20 protein-coding genes and 1 pseudogene are annotated in these 25,011 nt (G+C 42.1%); 8 read left to right on the top strand and 13 right to left on the bottom strand.

Annotation, left to right across the window (positions count from 1 at the left end; translation table 11 throughout):
• Nucleotides 1-46: 46 nt before the first annotated feature.
• The 6 genes from Q0895_RS05335 (at nt 47) to pgsA (ending at nt 5,641) form a co-directional block, all read left to right on the top strand.
• Nucleotides 47-475, top strand: a complete 429-nt coding sequence (locus Q0895_RS05335; RefSeq protein WP_058367943.1) for an MgtC/SapB family protein — start codon at nt 47-49, stop codon at nt 473-475.
• 181 nt (nt 476-656) lie between these two features.
• On the top strand, nt 657-2,027 hold the full coding sequence (locus tag Q0895_RS05340; protein ID WP_299186137.1) for an amidase family protein: 1,371 nt from the start codon (nt 657-659) through the stop codon (nt 2,025-2,027).
• An 83-nt stretch (nt 2,028-2,110) separates the two neighbouring features.
• Nucleotides 2,111-3,013, top strand: coding sequence for a polysaccharide deacetylase (locus tag Q0895_RS05345; RefSeq protein WP_075103382.1), 903 nt, complete (start codon nt 2,111-2,113; stop codon nt 3,011-3,013).
• Nucleotides 3,014-3,097: 84 nt separating this feature from the next.
• Nucleotides 3,098-3,385 carry a hypothetical protein gene (locus Q0895_RS05350; RefSeq protein ID WP_058367946.1) on the top strand — a complete coding sequence of 96 codons (288 nt, stop codon included), beginning with the start codon at nt 3,098-3,100 and terminating at the stop codon, nt 3,383-3,385.
• 5 nt (nt 3,386-3,390) lie between these two features.
• A complete protein-coding gene (locus tag Q0895_RS05355) occupies nt 3,391-4,356 on the top strand; it encodes a GTP-binding protein (RefSeq protein WP_058367947.1) in 966 nt (321 codons plus the stop codon).
• A 604-nt stretch (nt 4,357-4,960) separates the two neighbouring features.
• The gene (gene pgsA / locus Q0895_RS05360) at nt 4,961-5,641 is read left to right on the top strand and encodes a CDP-diacylglycerol--glycerol-3-phosphate 3-phosphatidyltransferase (RefSeq protein WP_058367948.1); all 681 of its coding nucleotides are present in this window, start codon (nt 4,961-4,963) and stop codon (nt 5,639-5,641) included.
• Between the two features lie 105 nt (nt 5,642-5,746).
• Here the strand turns inward: pgsA and Q0895_RS05365 are convergent, their stop codons facing one another.
• Together Q0895_RS05365 and Q0895_RS05370 are read right to left on the bottom strand one after the other, a co-directional pair.
• Nucleotides 5,747-6,241 (bottom strand): pyridoxamine 5'-phosphate oxidase family protein, encoded by a 495-nt coding sequence (locus Q0895_RS05365; RefSeq protein ID WP_075103383.1) that lies wholly within the window; start codon nt 6,239-6,241, stop codon nt 5,747-5,749.
• Nucleotides 6,242-6,615: 374 nt separating this feature from the next.
• Nucleotides 6,616-7,110 (bottom strand): pyridoxamine 5'-phosphate oxidase family protein, encoded by a 495-nt coding sequence (locus Q0895_RS05370; protein WP_299186146.1) that lies wholly within the window; start codon nt 7,108-7,110, stop codon nt 6,616-6,618.
• A gap of 355 nt (nt 7,111-7,465) precedes the next feature.
• Between Q0895_RS05370 and purL the strand changes: the two genes are divergently transcribed.
• On the top strand, nt 7,466-11,497 hold the full coding sequence (gene purL, locus Q0895_RS05375; RefSeq protein ID WP_299186149.1) for a phosphoribosylformylglycinamidine synthase: 4,032 nt from the start codon (nt 7,466-7,468) through the stop codon (nt 11,495-11,497).
• Between the two features lie 159 nt (nt 11,498-11,656).
• On the opposite strand, the pseudogene Q0895_RS05380 reads toward purL, so the two are convergent.
• Nucleotides 11,657-11,848, bottom strand: a pseudogene (locus Q0895_RS05380) (transposase); the annotation flags it as partial.
• A gap of 254 nt (nt 11,849-12,102) precedes the next feature.
• Here Q0895_RS05380 and Q0895_RS05385 point away from each other — a divergent pair.
• Complete coding sequence (locus Q0895_RS05385) at nt 12,103-15,927, top strand: DUF4365 domain-containing protein (RefSeq protein WP_299186151.1); 3,825 nt, start codon at nt 12,103-12,105, stop codon at nt 15,925-15,927.
• Here the strand turns inward: Q0895_RS05385 and Q0895_RS05390 are convergent.
• From Q0895_RS05390 to Q0895_RS05435, 10 genes are all read right to left on the bottom strand, one after another.
• Complete coding sequence (locus Q0895_RS05390) at nt 15,917-16,183, bottom strand: DinB family protein (RefSeq protein ID WP_299186154.1); 267 nt, start codon at nt 16,181-16,183, stop codon at nt 15,917-15,919. The genes Q0895_RS05385 and Q0895_RS05390 overlap by 11 nt on opposite strands.
• Before the next feature lie 141 nt (nt 16,184-16,324).
• On the bottom strand, nt 16,325-17,350 hold the full coding sequence (gene tdh, locus Q0895_RS05395) for an L-threonine 3-dehydrogenase (RefSeq protein WP_299186157.1): 1,026 nt from the start codon (nt 17,348-17,350) through the stop codon (nt 16,325-16,327).
• 63 nt (nt 17,351-17,413) lie between these two features.
• Nucleotides 17,414-18,604 (bottom strand): glycine C-acetyltransferase, encoded by a 1,191-nt coding sequence (kbl, locus tag Q0895_RS05400; protein ID WP_299186160.1) that lies wholly within the window; start codon nt 18,602-18,604, stop codon nt 17,414-17,416.
• A 358-nt stretch (nt 18,605-18,962) separates the two neighbouring features.
• A complete protein-coding gene (locus Q0895_RS05405) occupies nt 18,963-19,160 on the bottom strand; it encodes a hypothetical protein (protein WP_299186162.1) in 198 nt (65 codons plus the stop codon).
• Between the two features lie 18 nt (nt 19,161-19,178).
• On the bottom strand, nt 19,179-19,922 hold the full coding sequence (locus tag Q0895_RS05410) for a type 1 glutamine amidotransferase (RefSeq protein ID WP_299186164.1): 744 nt from the start codon (nt 19,920-19,922) through the stop codon (nt 19,179-19,181).
• Nucleotides 19,923-19,999: 77 nt separating this feature from the next.
• Complete coding sequence (locus tag Q0895_RS05415) at nt 20,000-20,881, bottom strand: N-acetylmuramoyl-L-alanine amidase (RefSeq protein ID WP_299186167.1); 882 nt, start codon at nt 20,879-20,881, stop codon at nt 20,000-20,002.
• Nucleotides 20,882-20,978: 97 nt separating this feature from the next.
• Nucleotides 20,979-22,358 (bottom strand): APC family permease, encoded by a 1,380-nt coding sequence (locus Q0895_RS05420; RefSeq protein ID WP_299186170.1) that lies wholly within the window; start codon nt 22,356-22,358, stop codon nt 20,979-20,981.
• Between the two features lie 202 nt (nt 22,359-22,560).
• On the bottom strand, nt 22,561-23,307 hold the full coding sequence (locus tag Q0895_RS05425) for an MOSC domain-containing protein (RefSeq protein ID WP_299186171.1): 747 nt from the start codon (nt 23,305-23,307) through the stop codon (nt 22,561-22,563).
• 230 nt (nt 23,308-23,537) lie between these two features.
• Nucleotides 23,538-23,939, bottom strand: coding sequence for a ribosome silencing factor (gene rsfS / locus Q0895_RS05430; RefSeq protein ID WP_299186173.1), 402 nt, complete (start codon nt 23,937-23,939; stop codon nt 23,538-23,540).
• 154 nt (nt 23,940-24,093) lie between these two features.
• Entirely contained in the window at nt 24,094-24,939 is an 846-nt protein-coding gene (locus tag Q0895_RS05435) for a nicotinate-nicotinamide nucleotide adenylyltransferase (RefSeq protein WP_299186175.1), read from the bottom strand.
• Between the last annotated feature and the right edge of the window lie 72 nt (nt 24,940-25,011).

Here is a 25,011-nt window from a genome sequence, read left to right on the forward strand (position 1 = left end):
CCAAATTCATTCATTTGCAACTTAAAGATAGAGAGCACCGTAAACCATGTTTGGATTTGATATAGATATAGACTTAATGCAGTACCACTTTTTTCAATTAAGCATTGCCTTTGTATTGTCACTGCCGATTGCGCTGAATCGTGAGATGAAAGACAACGGCGCAGGACTTAGAACTTTCCCGCTTGTAACGATTGCTTCATGTGCATTTATGCTAGTCGGTATGGATATCTATGAATCTGCTGGTGAAGCGCGGATTATGTACGCCATTATTACTGGTATGGGCTTTATCGGTGGTGGTGCCATTTTTAAAAATGAGGAAGGCTCAAAAGGCACCGCTACAGCAGCCAGCTTATGGAATACTGGTGCTATCGGTATTTCAGTTGCCTATGGTCGTTACGAGATAGCGATTATCTTGTCTTTGGTTGGGTTTTTAATACTGCAATTTTCGGAACCATTTAAAGTCAAAAATAAGTGATAGTAGTCAAACAATCATGCGTTTTGTTTGTCATTGACTCATATAAAAATTATAAATTTAGATGATTGTTTCTTATTGGTAAATAGAAGGATTTTACTAAATGACGCTAATTGACTCCTCTGTTTTTTTGGCCTATGGTTGGTAATGCAGTCTCTAAAAAATAAATAACATGGAGTGGGTTGTGAGCAAAATTACCAAAGAGTCTGTTTCAGCGGTAGATATGGCAGCTCGCCTTGAAGAAGGCAGTCTTTGTCCGGTTGAGCTGATAGAAGAGACGTTTGCAAATATCCGATCTTCTGATCCTGCTATTTTTACAGAACTGCTTGAAGAGCGAGCGCTAAAAGAAGCCCATGCTTCTAAGCAACGTCGCCATGAGGGCAAGCCACTTAGTCCATGGGATGGTATCCCCATCGCATGGAAAGATCTTTTTGATATAAAAGGTCGGGTAACCACCGCAGGATCAGTGGTGCTCAAATCCAACGCACCTGCCACTCATGATGCCAATATGGTTGCCAATGCCACTCAGGCAGGCCTTGTATCAATCGGCTGTCTTAATATGACCGAGTTTGCCTATTCTGGCCTTGGTCTCAATCCGCATTTTGGTACACCCAAAAACCCTCATGGTACAGGCCCAGAACGTATACCTGGTGGCTCATCCTCAGGTTGCGGGGTTGCTGTTGCTCGCGGACTCGTACCACTGGCCATTGGCAGTGATACTGGGGGATCGATACGTATTCCTGCTGGGTTAAATGGTATAGTCGGCTATAAAGGCTCTAGCGTCGCGTTTCCAACTGGTGGGACGTTGCCACTCTCACCGACATTGGACACTTTTGGTCCCCTTGCAGCTGACCTAAAAAGCTGTATTGGTGCCGCACAAATTCTCAGCGGGCGAGCGATCGTCATACCCAAGCCAACACCTATCAACCAACTCAAATTTTTTATTCCTAACAATGTTGTTTTTAAAAATGCACAAGATGCGGTGATCCAGAATTTTGAAGCCTCTGTACGCGCACTTGAGCAGACAGGCGCGACGGTTACTCGCGGCGTGTGCAGTGAGTTTGATGAAATAGGTGCGCTTGCTCGTGAACACGGTTACTTAGTCGGTCCAGAAGCGCTAGATGTGCACTGGGATCTAGTACATTCGGCAGATGCAGAGCAGATAGACCCAAGAATCCTTACCCGTATTCTTGATGCAGGAGATATGAGTGCACGAGATTTGCTTGTCATTCAAAGAGAGCGCGCAAGATTAATCGAAAAAAACCGCCAAAATTTAGACAAGCAAATTGTGCTGTTTCCAACCACGCCTATTACGGCGCCCGAGCTTAAACCGCTTGAAGAAGACGATGACTTGTACTTGCGCACTAATAAATTGATGCTACGCAATACCGCGCTTGGCAATTTTTTGGACTGGTGCGGCGTCGCTTTACCAAATGGAATAGATGAAAACCAGATGCCTACTAGTATCTTGCTATCGATGACCAGCGGCCGCGACAGTGATCTATTAGCTGCGGCACTCTCTGTCGAAAACATGCTTTCTCAAAACTTATCATAACCATCTAACAGAGGAGTAAAACAGAGCTAAAACCCCAAAAAAAAGGAAACCAAACCAAAATAAAAATATCAAAGGAATGAAATATGGCTAAAACTATTATATGTGGATTCGGCACGGACGTTGATTCCGTAGCAGGACAAATTGGCTCGTACGGCGGCGGCGAAAGCCCGTCAGATATCCAGCGCGGTGTCTGGGCCTCTGAGGTTGGCGTGCCGCGTTTATTGCGCCTGTTCAAAAAATATGACATGCGCACCTCGTTTTTTATCCCCGGTCATAGCCTCGAGACCTTCCCCGACATTGCTAAAATGATCGTCGATCATGGACATGAAGTAGGCGCGCATGGCTACTTACATGAAAACCCCATTGCCATGACCCGCGCTCAAGAAGAAGCGGTCATGGAAAAGTCGGTTGAGCTGATTACCAAGCTGACAGGTCAAAGCCCGCGTGGATACGTAGCACCGTGGTGGGAGATGTCAGCCGCGACCCCTGAGATTTTAGCCAAATATGATTTTAAATATGATCATAGTCAAGGCTATCGTGATTTCCAGCCATTTTACGCGCGGGTTGGTGATAAATGGAACCTTATCGACTACTCCAAGACAGCAGAAGAGTGGATGCATCCTATGACCCATGGTGACGAGATTGATTTGGTTGAAATCGCTGCCAACTGGTATATGGATGATTTACCGCCGATGATGTTTATGAAAAACGTGCCTAACAGTCACGGTTTTGTCAATCCGCGTGATATCGAAGAGATGTGGCGCGACCAGTTCGATTGGGTCTATCGCAACATGGACTATGCAGTTTATCCTTTCACCATTCATCCTGATGTGTCTGGACGTCCGCAAGTGCTGATGATGCTTGAGCGACTAATCGACTATATCAACAGCCATGAAGGTGTGGTTTGGATGCCATTTGAAGATATCGCTGCCGACTTTCGTCAGCGCTTCCCGTTTGAAGGGGGGAAACGACCAGACGTTATTTAATTTTAATAACTCTGTGTTGATAAGTTTATTGACCTTAGTGGTATTTTAAAAATGCTGCTAAGGTTACTTATAGGGAGAAGAATCATGTGTAATGCATGTGGCAACCCAGCGGCTCCAGGGCATTGGACAGAAGCAGGCGCACAGCAAGGTGGTATCCGGCTCAGAGCGATGTTTCATCGAATATCGATACTAAAGCGCGTGCTAAAACCATATGGGTTCTCAGTTTATGCCGATGGGGTGATTCCGCAGATTCAGCTGCTATGTCCAGGCGGGGCTCGTGTCATGGTCGACAACTTAACTGAGCTGTGGGCTGAAGTAGAACGCCGTCAAGGCTTTCCAATCGACCCCTTAACAACGCTTTCAGTGGCTTAAATTTGATGCAAACATTGCAGGACAACCGTCTTAACATCATTTTATTGAGTGGCTATCTGGGTTCAGGTAAGACCACATGGCTGCGTCATACGCTGTTTACTAAGACATTTGGTCGTGCTCAAGTCTTTACCCAAGAAGCGGCCAAGCAGCCCGTTGACGACTTGCTGTTGGGCGAGGCGATGAGTGTCAAAGTGCTGACTGGAACCGCAGGCACACCGAAAGGCAAAGAGGAGCTCATATCTGCACTGCTTACGGTTGCCGAATCTCGAACGAGCGGCGTTTCTATACAAACCAATGCTCAGCTAGACACGCTTATAATAGAAACCAGTGGTTTAGCTGATCCTGAAGAGATTATCGTCGCTATTAAAGAGCATCCCATTTTGGTCTATCATTTTGCACTCAAAGAAACCATTATTATGGTTGATGCCCTACATTTCCATACATCGTTAAAGACTGACGCACTATGTCGTCAGCAAATCTTGTCGGCTGATCGCATCGTTATTGCAAAATCAGAGGAAGTATCCGAGCAGTCTTTATCGAACCTTGTTTCAACCATCAGCAAAATCAATCCAGCCGCACCGATGTCATTATCCGCATTCGGTGTCGAAAGCCCTGTACCTGAGCTGCCAACGCCGACCGAAATCTACAAATCGACTCTCACTAATGTAGGAGAACCAACGACTGTGGTTTCGCTGCCAGTGCCAAAAGAAGTAGATTGGGTCGAGTTTACCGTTTGGCTATCGGCGCTGTTGCACGCCCGGGGTGATACGATTCTGCGGGTTAAAGGTGTTTTGCAGACGGATGAAGGCCCGCTGTTACTGCAATCTGTACGTAAGGTAATGCAGCAACCAGAGATTCTCCCTGCTAACAAAAATAGCCCTACACCTGAAGACATTGTATTTATAGGAGAGGGTATAAACCAAGAGACGCTACTTGCTTCCTTAAATTCTTTTCTTGGGAAAAAAAGCTAAAAAATAGGTGCTAATTTAAATTTTTAGCAAATAGTAGCAAAACGATTAAGCCACTATAATGAAGTCGCTGTAATTGAGTTGCTATAATGAAGTCACTATAATTTTAAGAAACAGCGTTTAGAAATTTAAAACAAAAAAAGACCCACAGAGGAGGAAACTGTGGGCTGAGGAAAACTGAGTATGTAGTGCGTCTACAATTACAGTAAAAACTTATTATTTTTATAGCGATCCTAACGTTATTAGAAACACAAACAGTTATAATTTAGAATAAAAATTCAGTGTACAACTGTTTCTTCTAATACAATCATATTACCCGAAGTTGCCATTAATTAGCTACTTAAGTTACATGAAGTTACTCTTAAGAGAGTTTTAATACAATGTCACATTTTGAAATATTTTTGTGTGTCGAGGCTTCTTGTTTTCCCTATGTTTTTTAGCATAAGTACAGATAAGGCTATCGGCATTCAAATCTTGTATCGTACAGGGCAGAGCGAATAGCTTTATAAAAAATAGTAACGATGAACTTGCAGAAGATGGCATGACGAGATACATGAAAAATGCTAAGCTAGCAAACATTCTTATGTCTATATAAACTAGGCTTACCATGACCAAAAGCACACAATTGCATACAAAAGAGCCGCTACAACCACAAAATAATAAAAGTATCTTTAACCTACCCAATAATTTGACTATTGCCCGTATTTTAATGATCCCATTATTTGTAGCGATTGCCTATTGGCCACCAGCCATGGGTATTGGAATGCCAGCTATTTCAAATAATGTCATCGCCCAAGTCGGGATGAGCGAGTTTAGTGACAGTTTAGTGCGTCATTTATTACTAACTGGGGTGTTTATTATTGCTGCGATTACAGATTGGCTTGATGGCTACTTCGCCCGTAAGCTTAATGTAATGTCAGCCTTTGGGCGGTTTTTGGATCCAGTCGCTGATAAGTTGATGGTAGCGGCAGCGCTTATCATCTTGGTACAGTGGCATCCTAACATCATTATGGCGATAGCAGCGATTGTGATTATCTCGCGTGAGATTGCAGTATCGGCTCTACGAGAATGGATGGCAGAGCTGGGCAATCGTACTAGTGTGGCAGTATCGTATGTAGGTAAACTCAAAACGACATTTCAGATGATAGCTATTACGGTGCTCCTATTAAACTGGGAGTCACTTGAGATGATAGGTTACGTGTTGATGGTAGCGGCAGTGGTTTTAACGTTGTGGTCCATGTTTATTTATCTAAGGGCAGCATGGCCATATCTAAAACAAAGTGGTTAGATGTGAAGTATTAATATCAGTTTGATCTATTTTATCTGATAAAAAATATAAAAAAGCCAGTAGCGATAAGCGACTGGCTTTTTTGTATTAATGCCGATTGAGTTATTAAAGATCTATTGAAAAATTCTCACCCAAACTCTTTTCGATAGCAGTATCTGTGACTGCTGCTGCTGTCATCTTAACAGCACTAGCAATCGCATTACCGTTTTCCCAATACTCCGCACCATGAGGGACAACTTTAATTAGCTGCACTTTTGGGTCTTCTTTGCCTTGCTCAAAATAAGCGTTGTATGTCATTGACCATAGCTCATCAAGCTTTTCTCGATCTTCTACTAGTTCAGCTCTACCCGTGACAGACAAGTAGCTTTTGTCATCCTGACTGACGTACGCTAAGTTTACTTCCGGATTGTTATTGATATTGTCAACAGTTTCAGAAGGACTATGACCAATAAACCAAATCTCTTTGGCCCCAATGCTGGTTTCTGTCGTATTCATCGGACAAGAATGAAGATGATCTTCGTGAGTACGAGTAGTCATCATTGTATACTTGATATTGTTAACCATTGCTTGGATTTTATCCATTTGTTCTTGTTTACTCATAATAGTTATCCTTTCCTATATAAAATTTAAGGTTGTGAATAAATTGAAAAACGCATATATAAAAGCAAAATTAATATAAGCCATCTTCGTTATGATTTGATAATACGCAGTCTTTCAAAATATATAATCAATTATTAATATAGCCAAATTGGGCAGTAAAACTATACTGGCGCTCTGTAATACGCTGTGACGGTTTGTAATATTATCTTTTTATCTTGTTTTTATCTTAGCAAAATTTAGTCTATAAAAAACGCCAATAAACAGTGGTTTACTGGCGTTCAAAGTCGTTAAACTGCTTGTTATTTTTATATAAGATGATCTAATTTTACAGATTCATCTATGTTATACAGTGACTTATATTATAAATATTTATATTACAGAGAGACTGAAAACTGCTTACCGATATCTTCTGCAGTTTCTCCGTCTTGTACTGCTGCTGCGGCCATCTTAAACATGTTGACAGTAGAGCTACCACTTAACCAGCATTCTACGCCATGCGGTACAACTTTAATAAGCTGCACATTTGGATCTTCTTTACCATGCTCAAAAAACGCATTGTAAACAGGAGACCATAGCTCCTCTAGTTTGTCTTTATCCGTAGGCAACTCTGCATTGGCACTGATAGAGACGTAATTTTTCTCATCTTGAGTAGCATAAGATAGACCAATTTTTTTATTGTCTTGAATATCTTTTACCACGTCTGAAGTTTTATCACCGATAAACCAAATCTCTTTACCACCGATGCTTGCTTCACTGGTAGTCATTGGCCACGCATGGACATCGCCTTTGCTATTAATAGTGCTCATCATGGCGAATTTTACGTCTTTAATTACGTCTTGGATTTTATCGATTTGTTCTTGTTTATTCATAATAGATATCCTTATTGCGTTGAAATTAAAATTTTAGTGAAAGGTCGCTGTTAATGGTTTTAATTATTAGCTGGTTGTAGAATAACGATAGTCACCCGCACAGTTATATAGTTTGCCCGTAAGACGATGTTAGTGTTTGTAAGGTATACGATAATTAAGTAAAAAGTGTAGTGCGTTAGGCAAAAGTTTGCTGCTATAAAAAAACAAAGATAGCGAAGACTCTCTTAAATGAGTTATGTGTGTTAGGGACAATTTATCCTGGTTTATACCTGCTTATTATGAGCCTTCTTGTTATAATACACAGACCATTTACTTTGCATTGCAGTGATGCCTTGATCTTACGGATTATGCCTTTATGATGACCATCGCCGGACAACCGTTCCTTACCGATTTTCAGACGCAGCAACTCATCAATCAGTTTCAGCAAAAAACCGAGCTAAATGTCAGCCAAATCAATACCCAGCAAGTGTATGTGCTATCACGGAAGCTCGAAGGTGATGAGCAAAAAAAAGCGCTGGACCTATTTGGTATTAAAGAAGATATTCAATTTGTCGCCCCGCAAGACAACCGATTACAAGTCGTCGTTGGCCCACGTTTTGGCACCATATCGCCATGGGCAAGTAAAGCGACCGACATCTTTAATAACTGTGAAATCGAGATTAATCGCGTCGAGCGCGTCATCGTTTATACGCTAACCTTTGATGAAAAAGCAGACGGTGAGGGGAATGCGATTAATAACAAGTTATCAAGTGCCGCTGAGCAGTTATTGTTTGATCGCATGACCCAAAGCTTGGTTTATGACTTAGATGACGTGAGCAAATTATTTGATGACGAACCACCAGCATCGCTCAATCGCATCGATGTGATGGGTGAAGGACGCAGTGCGCTTGAGTCGGCTAATACCCAGTTTGGCTTTGCGTTGTCGAGTGATGACATCGACTATCTGATGAATGCCTATGTCAATGAGCTAGGCCGTAATCCAACCGACGTTGAGCTAATGATGTTTGCGCAGGCCAACTCAGAGCATTGCCGTCACAAGATCTTTAATGCCGAGTGGACGATCGATGGCGAGGTGCAGCCAAAGTCATTGTTTCAGATGATCAAAAATACCTATCAATCAAACCCGCAAGGCATCTTGTCTGCTTATAAGGACAACGCGGCGGTGATGGCAGGAGCAGAGGGTCTACGTTATTATCCTGTGCCGACTGATGCGATGGACGCCAATTCTGCGCATCCGTATGACTTCCATCAAGAAGCTATCGACATCTTAATGAAAGTCGAAACCCATAACCACCCAACGGCGATTGCTCCTTATGCTGGCGCTGCAACAGGCGCAGGCGGTGAGATTCGTGATGAAGGTGCAACGGGTCGCGGCGGTAAGCCAAAAGCCGGTCTGACAGGTTTCCACGTATCGCATCTTCATATCCCTGAGCTTGCGGAAAAATGGGAGCAGTCTGGTCAATTAAGTACGCAGGGTTATGGTACGCCAGATCGTATGGCGACCAGTCTTGAGATTATGACCGAAGCGCCATTAGGCTCAGCCAATTTCTCAAACGAGTTTGGACGTCCCAACCTATGCGGCTATTTCCGTAGTTTTCAGCTTGATACTTCAGCGGCCAAAGACGGTAGCGAGATGCGCGGCTATCATAAGCCCATCATGCTGGCGGGCGGTTATGGTAATATCAAACGCAACCTTATTGAAAAAAACGCCATTCGCGAAGGGGATTTGCTGATCGTCCTTGGTGGCCCTGCGATGCAAATCGGTCTTGGCGGCGGTGCGGCGTCTTCGGTCGATAGCGGTGAGTTGGATGAAGGTTTGGACTTTGCTTCAGTGCAGCGTGATAACGCTGAGATGGAGCGTCGCTGTCAAGAAGTTATCGATCGCTGCTGGTCCTTAGCTGGTAACGATATTGACGCTAGTAATGCCAGCAAAGACGGCAACCCAATCGTCTCTGTCCATGATGTCGGGGCAGGTGGTCTGTCAAATGCCATGCCAGAGCTGGTCGATGACCATGACATGGGCGCGCATCTGAACCTGCGTAAGATTCCATCGCTAGAAGCGGGCATGTCGCCAATGGCCATCTGGTCAAATGAGGCGCAAGAGCGTTATGTCCTCGCGATTCGTCCAGAGAGCAAAGCGCAATTTGATGCAATCTGTGCCCGTGAGCGTTGTCCGTATGCTATCTTAGGCGAAGCGACTGAAATACGTCAGCTTATCGTTGATGATGAGTTGCTCCCTGAGCAGCCAGTCGATATGCCGATGCAAGTACTGCTTGGTGGTACGCCAAAGATGCAGCGCAGCTTTAGTCGTCAAGAGAATGAATTGTCGCCGCTTGCGCTTAATGACTTTAACCTAACTGAATCTATTAAAGATGTGCTACGTCATCCAACCGTTGCGAGCAAGTCATTCTTGATTAGTATTGGTGACCGCTCTATCACAGGTATGGTAGTGCGCGATCAATATGTTGGTCGCTATCAAGTGCCTGTATCAGATTGCGCAATCACCGCATCAGGTCTGGTGGCGCTTGATGGTCAACCAATGACTGGTGAGGCGATGAGTGTCGGTGAGCGTACCCCTGTTGCCCTTATTAGTCCAAAAGCCTCGGCGCGTCTGGCGGTTGGTGAAGCCATTACCAATATCGCAGGCGCACGTATCGCTCAGCTATCTGATATCACTATGTCAGCGAACTGGATGGCCGCTTGCGGTGACGATGCGGAAGACGCGGCATTGTTTGATGCCGTCCATACAGTCGGTGAAGAGCTGTGCCCAGCACTGGGTATCGCTATTCCAGTCGGTAAAGATTCGCTATCGATGCGTGCTAACTGGACAGACAGCGATGAAAATGGTAACGCAGACAAATCAGTGGTCTCGCCAATGAGCCTTGTGATTACCGCGTTTGCGCCTGTCGTCGATGTGGCAAAAGCTTTAACCCCTGAGCTAATCAACGGTGATAGCGCTTTCTACCGTATTGACTTATCCAAAGGTAAATTGCGTCTAGGCGGTTCGATCCTTGCGCAAACGCTGAGCCAACTCGGTAACGACTGCCCAGATCTAGCGCAGCCAAGTGATTTGATCGACTTCTTTAACTTTGTCCAAGCGGGCAACGCGCAAGGCGTCATCAGCGCTTATCACGATATCGGTGATGGCGGTCTATTAGCGACCATCGCAGAGATGCAGTTCACCAGCCGTCAAGGTATCAAGCTGTCATTAGATGATAAAAACCTACTCGGTCAATTATTCAGTGAAGAGCTGGGCGCAGTCATCCAAGTATTACCTGAAAACGTTACTACATTGATGGAGCTAGCAGAGCAGCATAATGTCAGCGACATGCTTAGTCTCGTCGGTCAAAGTACTGAGGAAGACAGCCTCATCATTCAAACACCGTTACATATGGGCGATGACACTTTACGCTTTAGCCGTTCTGAGCTACAACAAGAATGGAGTCAGGTTAGCTATCAGATTGCCCGTCGCCGTGACAACCCAGCATGCGTGCAGCAAGAGTATGACTTGATTGCTGATGCGAGCCATAAAGGCCTAATCGCTGCGCCAAACTTTGATCTCAATCAAAAAGTCGAAGAGCCATATCTAAACAGCCGCGCTGATTCTGATAACAGCAAGCCAAGAGTCGCTATCCTGCGCGAGCAAGGCGTCAACGGTCAGACCGAGATGGCAGCAGGCTTCACTCAAGCAGGCTTTGAAGCGGTCGACGTGCACATGAGCGATTTGCTTGAAGGTCGCATCAATCTACGTGACTTCGACGGTCTAGTCGCTTGTGGCGGCTTTAGTTACGGTGACGTACTCGGCGCAGGCTCTGGCTGGGCAAACTCTATCTTGTTCCATGACGAATTACGCATGCAGTTTGTGCGCTTCTTTGCCCGTCCTGATACCTTTAGCTTAGGTGTCTGTAACGGCTGTCAGATGATGGCGCAGCTCAAAGGCCTCATCCCAGGCGCGGAAAACTTCCCACGCTTCATCGCTAATAAATCCGCTCGATTTGAAGCGCGTACGGTCAACGTCAAAGTCGAGCGTACCAAGTCTATCCTGTTCAAAGGCATGCAAGACAGTATCTTACCAATCGCTGTGGCGCATGGTGAAGGCTATGCCACGCTGGACAACACAGAAATCGACGGTATGGCAAAACACGGTCAGCTCGCCATGCGTTATGTCGATAGCCAAGGTCATCCAACCGAGACTTATCCGCTCAATCCAAACGGTTCGCTCGGCGGTGTCACGGGTCTATGTAGCACCGACGGTCGCGTCACCATTATGATGCCGCACCCTGAGCGTACGCTATGCGCCTACAATCACAGCTGGAAACCAGAAGCATGGGACGAGGACGGCGCGTGGATGCGTATGTTCCGTAACGCTCGCGCTTGGTTAAGATAAGCTAAGTTGGTTTAGAGTATAGTTCTAGGTAATAAAAAAGGTGGGCTTCGGCTCACCTTTTTTGTGTTTGGAATTTCTGATATTTTTAAAGATAAAAATTTTGACCTGATATATGAATGTTATCTGTTAATCTAAGCCATTAATCACTAGGGCGTGTCTTCAATTCAGCTGACAATGAACGATAGTACACGCCAGATAAAGCATTGACTTAAAATTGCGAGCTAACTTTTCATAGCGAGTGGCGATACTACGAAAGTGTTTGAGCCTTGCAAACATACTCTCTACCAAATGACGCAGTTTGTATAAGTAGCTATCGAATTCTGGATTAGGCGCTTTAGCATTGCTCCTTTTGAGAATTATAGGAATCATGTCATGCATACAAGCTTTAATAGACGCGGTATTGTAACTATTATTTAGGGCTTATCTAATTGAAGATATGCCCTAATCAGGGAGTTGTTATAGGTTTAACAATTGATGTACAGTAAGTTTTAGTTGCAAACTTATCCATCTGATAATCATATTTATAAATAAGCCATTATTAATATATTTTTGCAACAAAGCTGGTTATAGATAACCTTTATTCTACAAATATTTAGGATGTGAATATGACAAATTTGCCTGAAGAAGGTGATAGCCAAAGAATTGGACGACTAGCGAAAAAAGCTTTGACTAATCATATGCCACTTGATTGGATAGAGAAAGAACAAGATGGTGATTCAGACTATGGAATTGACTACTTGATACAGTTGAAAAATGACAGTAGTCAAGTCGAGTTTAGCTTCTATCTACAGCTCAAAGGTACTATGTCGCCAACATATAATAAAACTCATACATCCATCTCTTACGATTTCAAAACCACTACATTAGCATATTATCACCGACAAGAACCTCTTGTAATGGTAGCGGTTGTAGATATTCGAGATGAGAAAAAGTTTTATGAGTGTCCTATTTATTATTTTTGGCTTGATGAGAAATGGTTTGACGAAAATGCTAAAAAGTTGGATAGTCAAAAAACTATTTCGATAAACATTCCTACTACAAACCTGCTAAATCAGGATTTAGATATATATAGTTTTTATGCGAATAGATTTCAAGAAAAGCTAGCATTCTCCGAGATTAGAAAAGGTATTAACGGATTAGAAAGATCTGTATTGGATACTTTGAGTCTAATCGCAAAAAATATCGATGAAAAGCCTATTTTTTTAAAATCGATTGAACTGAAAAATGAAGCCCCTTGGATTGATAATCCTAAGGATGAAGTTTCAACTGATTTAAAGATGTGTTCAGATTATTTATCAAATAATCGCATACAGGCTGCAAAAGTAGTATTAGAAAAATTGAATAATAAACAAGATAACTTTAATACCCATGAAATGGCAGAGTTTTACTATCAAAAAGGTAATATTCTGTCTCATGAAGGATTTCGTGATGATGCGGAAAAATACTTTAAGTTAGCACAAGAGAAGAGTTCCAAAGATCGATATCGTTTGGCGTACTTAGAGTCAAAATTTAAACTACACTCAACACTTTCACCAGATGAGCTCGAAGAGTCACTTGACACACTAGGGAGTAGTAGTCTTCCAGAATGTGCACTAAAAGCTAAAATTTTAGCAATGCTTAAGAGACCTACAGAGGCTCTTCAACTGCTAAAACAACATTACCCCACTGAAACTACGATGCAAATGGTTATATGTACTATAGGATATCTTCATGAAGAACTAGATCTCATCATTGAAGAAAATTTAGGTCATGAATTTGAGGATGATAGAAAAACCTATATTTTTAATGCACTAGCTGCTAGAAGATTCTTCCAGAAATCTTCAAATGATGTGGGAATATCTGGAGAGATTCTTCCTATTGAGGGGAGACCTGATTACGATCTAGAAGGGATGAAGCAAGCATTTAGTTCATTACAGAAAGCATGGGTTGCAGCTAAAAAGCTAGGATATCCAAATGATATCACTATGCTTATAGATATCAGTGCATTAATTTACGGATATTTTAACAAATTAGAAGAGCTTACCTGTTATTTTGATGAGATTTTAAGTGAAAGAACCTCACATTCAGAAGTCATACGATCATATGTTCGTATATTATTTAATTGTGGGCAATATACAAAAGTGATCGAATTACTTGAAAAGCTAGAATTACTAGATAGTGATGAATGTGGTATACATATCCTCTCATATCATAACTTAAATAAATCTAAATTATGTTTATCGTTAATTCAAAAATATGAAAGTATTTTATTGAGTTCTTCTAGAGAAAATATTCCTGCTATCTTTTGTATTGGGGCTGAAATCGCTGATTCAATGTTCAACACAGATTTAGCTACTAGGTATAAAGACATTGTAAAGTCACTCCCAGACGGTGAAGCATTCATTGCGATTCAAGATTTTGTCAATAAGTCCAACCGAGATAAAAACAGACATAATGAGTTTACACAAAACTTATATCAAAAATACATAGATTTAGATAAGCCTTTAGTTATTGCTGTACAACTGATTAGATATTTAAATCCTCGGGATAGTATGACTGCTAATCAATTAATTGAGTTAGCAGAGAATATATTAGAAACAAGAGAGTTGAGTAAAAATAGATATTTAGACCTAGCACAAGCTTTTATCACTACAGAGCGCTGGGCTGATGCGGAAAGATTAGCAGAAAAAAATATTGCTAAAGGTGTAGCTGCTTCAAAATGGAAACTGGTACAAGCGGCAGCTTTACAAAATCAAGGTAAGGTAGGAGTTGCCTATCAGATTATTACAGATGTAATCAAATTAGAGGACATAGGAAAGCAAGAAAAAGATTTTTTTATCAATCTCTCTCTTTCATTAGGATTAATTGATAATGTAGTCGAACAGCTTGAAGAGGATTTAGCAAATTCTTCTAATACAGAAGATCAAATCGTTATTATTAGACGACTAATTAGCATTTATTCGAACAGAGCTGACTATAAGGAAAAAACAAAGACTGCGGTTTTAAGATATGGAACACTTGTAGATCAAAATAACTGTGATCAGGAAGGTGATTATTTGCAGTTATGTATGCTTCTATGCCCATTTGACAATGATAAACAGTTTACAGACTATAGAGAAAGGCAAGATAAATATACCAAAAAATTTCCTGACTCTAAAGTTTTTAAGGTAGGGAATATCAATATAGATGAAGGTGCTGAAGGATTATTAGAATCTTTGAGAGATATGGCGGGCATTACTCCAGAACAGATTGAATTATGGGAAAGTAACAAGCAAAAGCTTAGGAGTGGTGAATTACCTATACCTTTTTTTATGAGAGGATTATGTTTACAGGATACTAGAGATATTTTTACTACTTGGTTTTTATCAAAATCTTCTACAGATCAAGAGTTAGAATTTAAAATTCTACATTCTCCTCAGTTAAATAAAAATGATTTTAAAGACCTTATAGATACGTCTGATATTTTGTTAATAGAGGAAACTTCAATACTGGTTCTTAACGAATTAGAGGTTCTTGATAGCTTTTTGGAGTCCTTACCAAGATTTTCTATATTGGAAACGTTCTTTAAAAAAATTAACCTTACAGCTCATGCTCTACTTTCCCCTTATAATAATATTGCAAAAGAAATTTTAAAATCTATACAGAATAATCTGACTAAGTTAGATTTGATACACATAGATGAGGAAGGTTCATTACAGTATGACCAGCCGTTAAAGAATAAAAAAGGACTTTTAATTACTGACGATTTATACCTAAAAAGATGGATTTCTGTAGAAAATCATAATACTCAGCAGACTGGTAATATATTTAATGTCTTAGAGTATTTATATGATAAAGGTATGTTAGACAAGAGTGTTTTACAAGAAAAAATAGTTAGTGGCAGTAAATTAGGTATTGTAGATTTAAATATGAGATTAGATTTTTTAGGTGATTCAATAGATTACTTTTTGGGAAGACCGGAAATTCTAGATTATAAAGATACAGATTTTCAATATATTTTTGACAAGATAATGCTGTTTCATACAGATTTCAAAATAAAATATAAGTTATTTTTAGATATTTTCCTTTATGTTGATGTGCAGAAAATTAGTCCACAGACTTTACTAACTCTAGTCTATAAACTCATTGAGAGTGAAGATAGTTACGAACCGCAGGCAGTTATTACGACGTGGTTAATCCACTCTGGGCTTGGAAGGAAATGTGAGAAAGGCATGGAAAATAACTTTAGTACTGAACATTTAATCTTGTGGAATAAATATACATCAGTTATGGGAATATTAGATCCTGAAAGTTCTTCAATTATATCTTTATTAGAGAAGGTGGTATCTGTAATACTGAAATTAGAACCAGAAATTAAAAGTATAGCGTTTAACAACTTAAAAAGTGGATTTTCTTCAGATTCAATAGAATATAGTAACTTAAAAAGATTAGATCGTTTTTTCAATCTATAAAGGTTGTGACTTGACCACGATGATGGGTTTGATGATTAAAAAAATGCTGTAGAAGCATCCAAAAAGATTTACTAAATATCTTATTTTTGGTGTTTCGGTAGCTTAGATTCTTTAGATAGTCGCTTTCGTCTGATTCCTCAATAAACCTGATGATCATCTGATCTAGGTTTTGTCTATTTGCGCTAAAGTCCTGCTTATCATCATATAAAATTTGATTGAGCGTGGCAGGTGCTGGGAAGTCTTTGAGTGATGTCAACGCCTCAAATCCTGATGGGTAACTGGGGTGTTTGTTGAGGCGACTTACCCAAAAAAAACGGCACTGAAATCAGTACCGTTTTATCAGCCGTGATAATGTAAACCCTAACCACGACTCCTCAAATACTGACGCACTACGTGATCAATCCCAGCTTAAAATCACCTTACCACATTGCCCACTTTCCATGATATCAAAGCCTTCTTGAAAGTCATCAATGTGCATGCGATGGGTGATGATAGGTGACAAATCAATACCGCTAATCAGCATTTGCTCCATCTGATACCAGGTCTCCCACATTTCACGGCCATAAATACCCTTTAAGGTTAACGCCTTAAAAATAATTTTGCTCCAATCCACCGTGGTGGTGTTAGGTAAAATACCCAAGAGAGAGATTTTGGAGCCGTTATACATGTTACTAATCATCGAATCAAAGGCCTGAGGTGAGCCTGACATCTCAAGTCCAATATCGAAGCCGTGCATTTTTAATTCAGCAATGGCGCCTTCGATGGTTTCACCTTTGGCTGGGTTGACGGTCATCGTCGCGCCCATTTTTTTGGCAATCTCTAAGCGATAATCACTGATATCACTGACCACAATATTTCGCGCCCCTGCGAAGCGGCAAATCGCCGTTGCCATGGAACCAATCAGCCCCGCACCCGTAATCAGTACATCCTCACCAAGTACCGGAAATGAAAGGGCAGTATGAGTGGCATTGCCAAAGGGGTCCATAATGGCTGCCATCTCATCGCTGATACGCTCATCAAGTTTTATGGCATTATCGGCAGGTATCACCAAATATTCGGCAAACGCGCCATCGCGGTCAACGCCCACGCCTATGGTGTTTTCGCACACATGCAGCTTACCACGGCGGCAGTTACGGCAATGCCCGCAAGCGATATGCCCCTCTCCAGTGACTCGGTCACCCACTTCAAAATGCTTGACGCCATCGCCCACTTCACTAATGATACCAACGTATTCATGTCCGATGACCATCGGCGTCTTTACAGTTTTTTGTGACCACTCATCCCACTTATAAATGTGCAAATCTGTACCACAAATGGCGGTTTTTTTGATTTTTATTTTTACGTCGTTGATGCCAACCTGTGGTTCTGGTACATCTTGCATCCAGATGCCTTTTTTATCTTGGGCTTTAACCAGAGCTTTCATACTTTTCTCTTATTTAACTGTGTTGCATTTCATTGTTGAATCTAGATAAATACCGAACGACGCTTAATCAATCACCTGCATTTGCTTGGCGACTTTGATAAAGGCGGCGATACACTGGTCTAGCTGATCCGTAGTATGGGCAGCAGAGAGCTGGACCCGAATGCGAGCCTCGTCTTTAGGTACGACAGGGTAGAAGAAGCCAATCACATAAATGCCTTCTTTAAGCAGTGCGTCCGCCATTTGCTGGGAGACATTGGCGTCATAGAGCATTACTGCACAAATGGCCGATTCGGTGGGCTTGATATCGAAGCCTGCATCTTGCATTTTCTTAACAAAATAGGCGGTATTTTCATGCAATTTATCTTGTAGGGTATTGTCTTGCGATAGCATATCAAACGCTTTTACCCCAGCGGCAGCGACCATAGGAGGAATAGAGTTTGAAAAAAGATACGGACGTGAGCGTTGACGCAACATCTCAATAATTTCTTTTTTTCCTGTCGTAAAGCCGCCGATAGCACCACCGAATGCCTTGCCTAAGGTACCAGTGATAAGCTCAATATCACCACGTAGATCAAACAATTCAGTTACGCCGCCACCAGTGCGACCGACCACGCCTGCTGAATGCGATTCGTCAATCATCACCATGGCATCATATTTTTGTGCCAACGCATAAATCTCATCCATTGGCGCTACATTACCGTCCATCGAAAACACACCATCGGTGACAATCAAACGAAAACGCTGAGCTTGCGCCGCTTGTAATTGAGCCTCTAAGTCTTGCATATCCGCATTGGCATAGCGATAACGCGCGGCTTTACACAGGCGCACACCATCAATGATTGAGGCATGATTTAACGAATCAGAAATAATGGCATCTTCGCTAGTCAGCAATGGCTCAAATGCACCGCCATTGGCATCGAAACAGGCCGCATAAAGAATCGTATCTTCGGTATTAAAAAACTTAGAAATCGACGCCTCTAATTGCTTATGCAAATCTTGTGTACCACAAATAAAACGCACCGATGACATACCATAACCTGAGTCTTCGATGGCTTGGGTAGCCGCCTTTTTAATCTCAGGATGGTCAGACAACCCAAGATAATTATTGGCACAGAAGTTCAGCACTTCACGACCATCGGCGATTTTGATTAGCGCATCTTGCGGAGAGGTGATGACACGCTCGTTTTTATACAGTCCTGCCGCGCGTATGTCGCTGATTTCTTGCTGTAAATGCTTTTGAAAGGCCTGATACATAAAGATTCCTTTTTTAATATTATGGGAGCCTGCGTTGATAATGCAGATATCAAAACTGGTGATAGGACCAAATTATTAAAGCCGCACATCATTTTAGGCTTCAATAAAACCAACAATGTGGGAAGCCAACAATATGGTGCGAGCAGTGATACTATCTATAACTCCGTAAACGGTGATTTTATCATTAGCCCATGGCAATAACTAGCTCAAATAGCTGGTAGATAGGGCTATTTCCTTGGAACTATATAGGGTTGTTTAGCTGTAGTATTGGTCTCATAGCGGCTTAGATATGTCTTAAAACATAAGACATCAACTTGCGTAACTTTATAATCTTGATTGGTAAATACCGTCTATCCAGTTATTCATCTTTGGGACGCTTCTGAGCCTCTGCAATCAACTCATGAATCTTCGCGCTTTCTCTTAGTACACAAGCCTCATATGCAGAAAGCTGCTCAGGCTCTTGTTCTTTCTGTTTTTGCTGCTCCTGCTCTTGTTTGGCTTTTTCTTCTAGATACTTTTGCAGCTCGTCTTGTTCTTTATTCTTTGAATCAGTCATCGCTATTCTCCTAACTATTTAGTTTGCCGCTATTCGATTTAGCATCGCCGATAGCCTTGCGTTATTATCTTCGATATATTTTTCACCAAGTGCTACTATCTCAGCAGGTGATTGCACCGTTTTGGGATACTCTTTTAGTCCACTTTGAATGGCATTATTGCCATTTACGACCATCTTGGCAAGGCTCTCTTTGGTCACTTCAAAGTGACATTGCCACCCCAGCACCCAAGTACCCAGCTCTTTGTGCAGCGAGGTCTGATAGATAAAGCCTTGATTCGCCACTGCATCCGTCGATGCGATAATGCTCGCCCCTGTTGGACAGTCAAAACCATCACCATGAAAGTGAAGCACGGTAAAATCCTGCTTGGGCAAATCTTGTAATAAACGATGCGCATGACCTGCGGGCGTGAGTCGCATCGGCAACCAACCGATTTCTTTTACCCCAGATGGCTGCACGCAAGCACCCAAACAATGGGCGATTAGCTGCGAGCCTAAGCAAACACCGATGACGGTTTTGCCAGCATTGATACTTTGTTTAATGAGATGTTTTTCTGCGATGAGCCATGGGTGTTTTTCCTCATCATGGACGCTCATCGGGCCGCCCATCACGATGAGCCAATCGAAACTATCTAGCGCTGGCAGAGCATTATTATCAAAAGAGCGACTGATGGTCATAATATGATGCTGACTGTTTGCCCACTGGGTGACAAAGCTTAAGTCTTCATAATCAGTATGGAATAGGGCATGGATGCGTAACGTCATAAGATACCTCATTAGCAAGCATTGATTAGCAAATATCAATTAAAGCATATCACTTTGCCAAGATTTAACATTTAATCTTAATAAAAGTCATTACGACCAGCATACTTCTTATTGAGTGCGCGTAGTATTGCATAAGTCTCCAAATCCATTACACCCGTTGGTCGCTGCGGACGAAAATGCAGCTGAAACGCATAAACCACATCACGGCTGGCTTTATCCCATTCATTGCTATCGTTGATTTGGTAACCGTAATTGCGAAATTCTTGCTTAATATCAGGTATCGTCGCCGATGCAAACTCGTTTTTATTGATAATAAATTGCTTATCAAATTCATCATACCAAGCGCCAATGCCGTACTCATTATGCAGACGCTCCCAAGGGAACTTGGCACCGGGGTCGATTTTGCGTGACGGCGCTATATCAGAGTGACCGACGATGTTTTTTGGAGAGATGTCATAACGCTTGGCAATGTCTTGCACCAGCTCGGCGACCTTTTTAATCTGCAACTCATCAAATGCGACAAAGTGCTCATAAGGATGATATTGCAGCTCATCATTTTTTAGGGTATTGCGATATTCAGGTTTAATGCCGCTATTTACAATCTCGATGCCGATAGAGGTATCGTTGAGGATGGTTCTACCCGCAAATCCGCTGTTGCCCGCATGCCAAGCACGTTCACTCTCATCTACTAAGCTATAAATCTTATCATCGTCGTTATCCAAAATGAGATAGTGCGCGCTCACATTACCTGTGGTCAGGGTTTTGATCGAACGTTCATTATCTGAGACGGTGTAGTGCAAGACGATGGTTTTGATACGCTGGCTTTTGCCAGTAGCTTGGTAGGTTTCGCTATCGATGACATAACGCGGCGTCGATGTTGCCACGCAGCCGGTGAGTGGCAAAGTCATAAACGCTGTTAATACTGATGCAAGTGTTAAATAAGGGATGTTTTTTGCCATGAAATGCTCGGTATAAAAAAGAATGCTAGTAGATGGTCGAAACGAAAGTGAGCAGCGTGTTCTAGTGCTGGTACTGTATTATTTTATATCGATTGTATCATTGCTTATATGTGGCGCTACCTTCAAGACTGACGCTACTAACAGGAATTATCCTCTTATAACCAATCGCCCCTAAAATGATAAATACTGCCAATAACATATAAGCGTTCAATGATAATGCAGCAGGCGAGAAGGGTAGTAGTAACAGCGATATAAAGATGAGACTGACCAAGACTGCGAGATAATTTAACAGGCTCGCTTGCTTCTTTCTGCGCTCATTGATTAAATCAGCGGACGTCACATAAGCGAAGCCGACGGTAATACCCAGCGATGCCATACTGACAATATCAAGTAGATAGTTTCTGCCAAGCCATGGCGAAAATAGGCAAACCAAACATATCAATATGACGGTTTTTTTCTTACTAAAATGATGATTATTATCGGTAAACACACTAGGTAGTAAAGAGGAGTCGCCCATCGATTCTAACAGTTTGACTGAGGATAATATAAAGCCATTGATACCGCTAAGTATGGAACCAATCATAGCGATGGACAGCAGTGCAATGCCGATGCTACCGATACGGTTATGTATACCTTCACCAGTGGCCCAATTGCTATCTTTGATTGCTTGGTAATCAAAATTCATATTTAAGGCGGTAAAATAATTGATCAAAAAATAGAATAAAACACCAGCGACTAATGAAATTAAGATAATGCTTTTGGTCTTGGTTTTTGAGTCACTAATAGATTTGGAAATCTGCGGTGTGGTCTCAAATCCGACGTATGCCCAAGGCATGACAGCGAGAATAGGTAACCATGCTAAGCTTGTGATGGAGCTGCTTTGCATATCAGTAGGCAAAAAGGGCTGCGTAGCTGGCGTGACCCAAAGCGAGCCAAAAAACAGCGCGGTGACTGACACAATCATAAATAGGGCGATATACAATTGGATTTTTGCCCCGACTTGTACTCCTCTTAGATTAATATAGCTAAATAAAATGATGGCGGCACTACATAAGAACACTTCGCTGGCGTAAACCTCCCAACCAGCAATCGTATACAGGTAGCCTAGCTGTAAGCTACTGGGCAACAGATACCTTAATAGCAAAGCGACGGCTGATATGTTGAGCGCCACGATAGAGATATAGCCTATCGCCACGCCCCAGCCATAGACATAAGCGTGTTTTCTATTGATGTATTTTTCGATCCAATAGATACCGCCTGACTCATTCTCTGGCGTTTGGGTTAATAAATTAATATAGGCTTGGGCAACCATATAGATGGCTAACGTACCAATGATGATGGCGACAGATGAGCCTAATAGCTGCGACTGCGGCAAAAATAAATCGCCTGGCATTACATAAGCACCCCAGCCAATAATCGCGCCTACACTAATCGCTATTGCTTGTAGGTAGCTGATGCTCTCAGTCTTTTTACGCATATATTCCTCTTTGAGAGCTAGATGGATGCTCGCTGCAAAAGCTTACTTGTCGTAAAGTCGATATTGCAGTTAAAACACCTTTAACTTTTGTGGTAAATGGTAATGGTTTTGAATAGCAGTTATGAATATGAAATACTGAATCAAACTTTGTTTTTGCTTAAGTTCGAGAATGATACTAAAGGTTTTTTTGGGTTAAGTCTTTTTAGTCCTTCCGAATCTTTTTAGCCAAAACGGTTTTCCAACTTTCCTCCAAACACTCAATAGCCAGCCAAGGCTCGATCACCTCAGCAGCATATTTTTCTTTTGAGTTTGATAGTTGCCATAACGTTTCAAGAGTGGCAAACGGATAAGGGCGCTCGATGAGATAAACGGGTAAGTCGGCACTAATCATGCCGTCACGCACGACTTCAAAGTACCAGCCAGCGATCCCTTGCTTGCTCACCCATGCAGCGATGTTGGGTACTTTAGTAAATTGGCCGATTTGGTCATTAATCTTATAGCAAGGGCGACGCGGCTGGACGATACGTAGCTGGACGCTGTTGTCGTCATTCATATCCCCATATTGAAAAACGTCACCGATACAAACGGTAGTTTCTTCCATCTCAGGCAAACCATCTAGCGCTTCGGTGGTTAGGTTTTCGCCCAGTGTGCCGATGCGTACCTTTAAGCCAAATTCTGCATTAATCTTTTCATAAGTCGCAGGGGGCAGTTGATGCACCGCTTTTTGTGGGCCGCCATGATGCCGACGATCGGCTTGCTCATCGGTAGTGAGACCCATAAAGTTGACGGCAACGGGGGCTTTGATCGGTGCTTTATCGATAGCGCTCAGCTGCTCGCGGGCGAATGGCATGGCCTTACCTGCACGTACGCAGGTTAGATCAGCGATATGCATGGGCAGGGTTTGGTTAAAGTCTGCTTCGTTTTTTTGGGTAGAAACTTTTATACTCATGGCTTTTCCTAATTTATAAGGATTTATTAGGCAAGGGGTTATATCATTACTGATAACAATGATGAGTATTATCTTAGCCTAATCATTTATCTGATTATATGGTATTGGTATTTTAAAATTTATTAGCACTATAAAACTCAAACAAAAAAAGCCAGACAAAAAAAGACCAGAATAGGCATCTGGTCTTTATCTTTAACAATGCATTGTCGTAAGCCGTCTAAATGACAAGATTAGTTGCGACGACCGGCTTTCTTTTCGCGCGGAGTTGCGACCAGCTCAGCTAGGCTCTCTGGTGAGGACCATAGGCCCTCTAGGTCATAAAACTCGCGCGCAGCTGGCGTCATCATATGCACGACGACTGCACCCAAATCAATCAATGTCCAATCAGAGTCTGTACCGCCTTCACGGCCAAGAGGCATAAAGTTAGCTTGCTTAGCTTCAGCACCGACGCTATCTGCCATCGCACGTACATGGCGCTTAGAGGTGCCTTCAGCAATGACGATTCGCTCCATGACATCCGTCAAATCTTCGACATTGATCACGGTAATGTTCTTGGCTTTCATATCTTCTAACGTGTTTTCAACGACAGTTAAGCACTCTTTTAAGCGTTTGTCGTTCATAGTATTAATCATAAATTTTAATCTCTTGAAACGTAAATATTAAAAATAAAGTAGTAAAAAATAAAGTAGTAAATAGCCAATTAGTCTTACTCAGTTGATTTTATATAGCCAGTCATGGGTGAGGGCTAGACAATCAAAAGGACAAATTGACAATGATAAAACGATTTTAACGGAATTGAGCAGCAGAATATAGCTGATGGGCAATAATATATTGATAAACAGTAGGATTTATTAGTTGAGTTAAGGTACTTGGTGCAGTATCCGCTCTAGCAGCACTTATCTGTAGCTGTTTGCGAATCTCAGTACTCGATATGGCACTGACTTGGTGCTGATCAATATAAATGCGTCCTTGGCTGGCGCTTTTCAAGGGTGCGCGGTTGTGTACCGAGTCATTGAATGGCTGTACTAAGTCCTGTACTGTCTTGGTGGTTTGCGCTTGTAGCTGCCTGGGAAGTTCGCTATAGAGAACATCGATATCTTGCAAAGATAGTGAGCGTGAGTCATCGTTTGTATGGGCGACTGAGTTTGGTATTGATAAATCGGAGTTTTCTGTACGATTAAAAATCCATAGATTTACATAGTTGGTGAGCCGAAGCCCATCTTTCCACTTATCCAAACTACGGGCACTGTCCATACCCATAATAAATATTAGACTGTCGTATGGGTGGCGCTCACGTAGTGTCTGGACGCTGTTAATAGTATATACAGGTGGCGTCTGCCACAGCTCAAGCTCGCTAATCTGTAGGGGGGTGTTGGTTGTCACAAGCTTTAACATCGCCAGACGATGCTTGGGATTGGTGCTCTCGTCTTTAAAGGGCGAGCGCGCATTGGGTAGTAATGACACATGTAGTTCACACTGTTGTCGCTCAGCGATGGGTAATAAAACCTGATAGACACGCATGGCTATCTGCAAGTGACCTTTATGCACAGGATCAAACGAGCCGCCAAGATAAGCACGGATAGCGGGAGGCGGTGTTAAGTTATCGTCTTTATGAAGATTGGGAACTGACATACGCAGATAAAACACAGTAATAAAACAGGTTGGCCTCATTGTAGAGGACAAGGGCACTGCTGTCATTAACAA

It is taken from the genome of uncultured Psychrobacter sp., from assembly GCF_947495825.1.
Lineage (GTDB): Bacteria > Pseudomonadota > Gammaproteobacteria > Pseudomonadales > Moraxellaceae > Psychrobacter.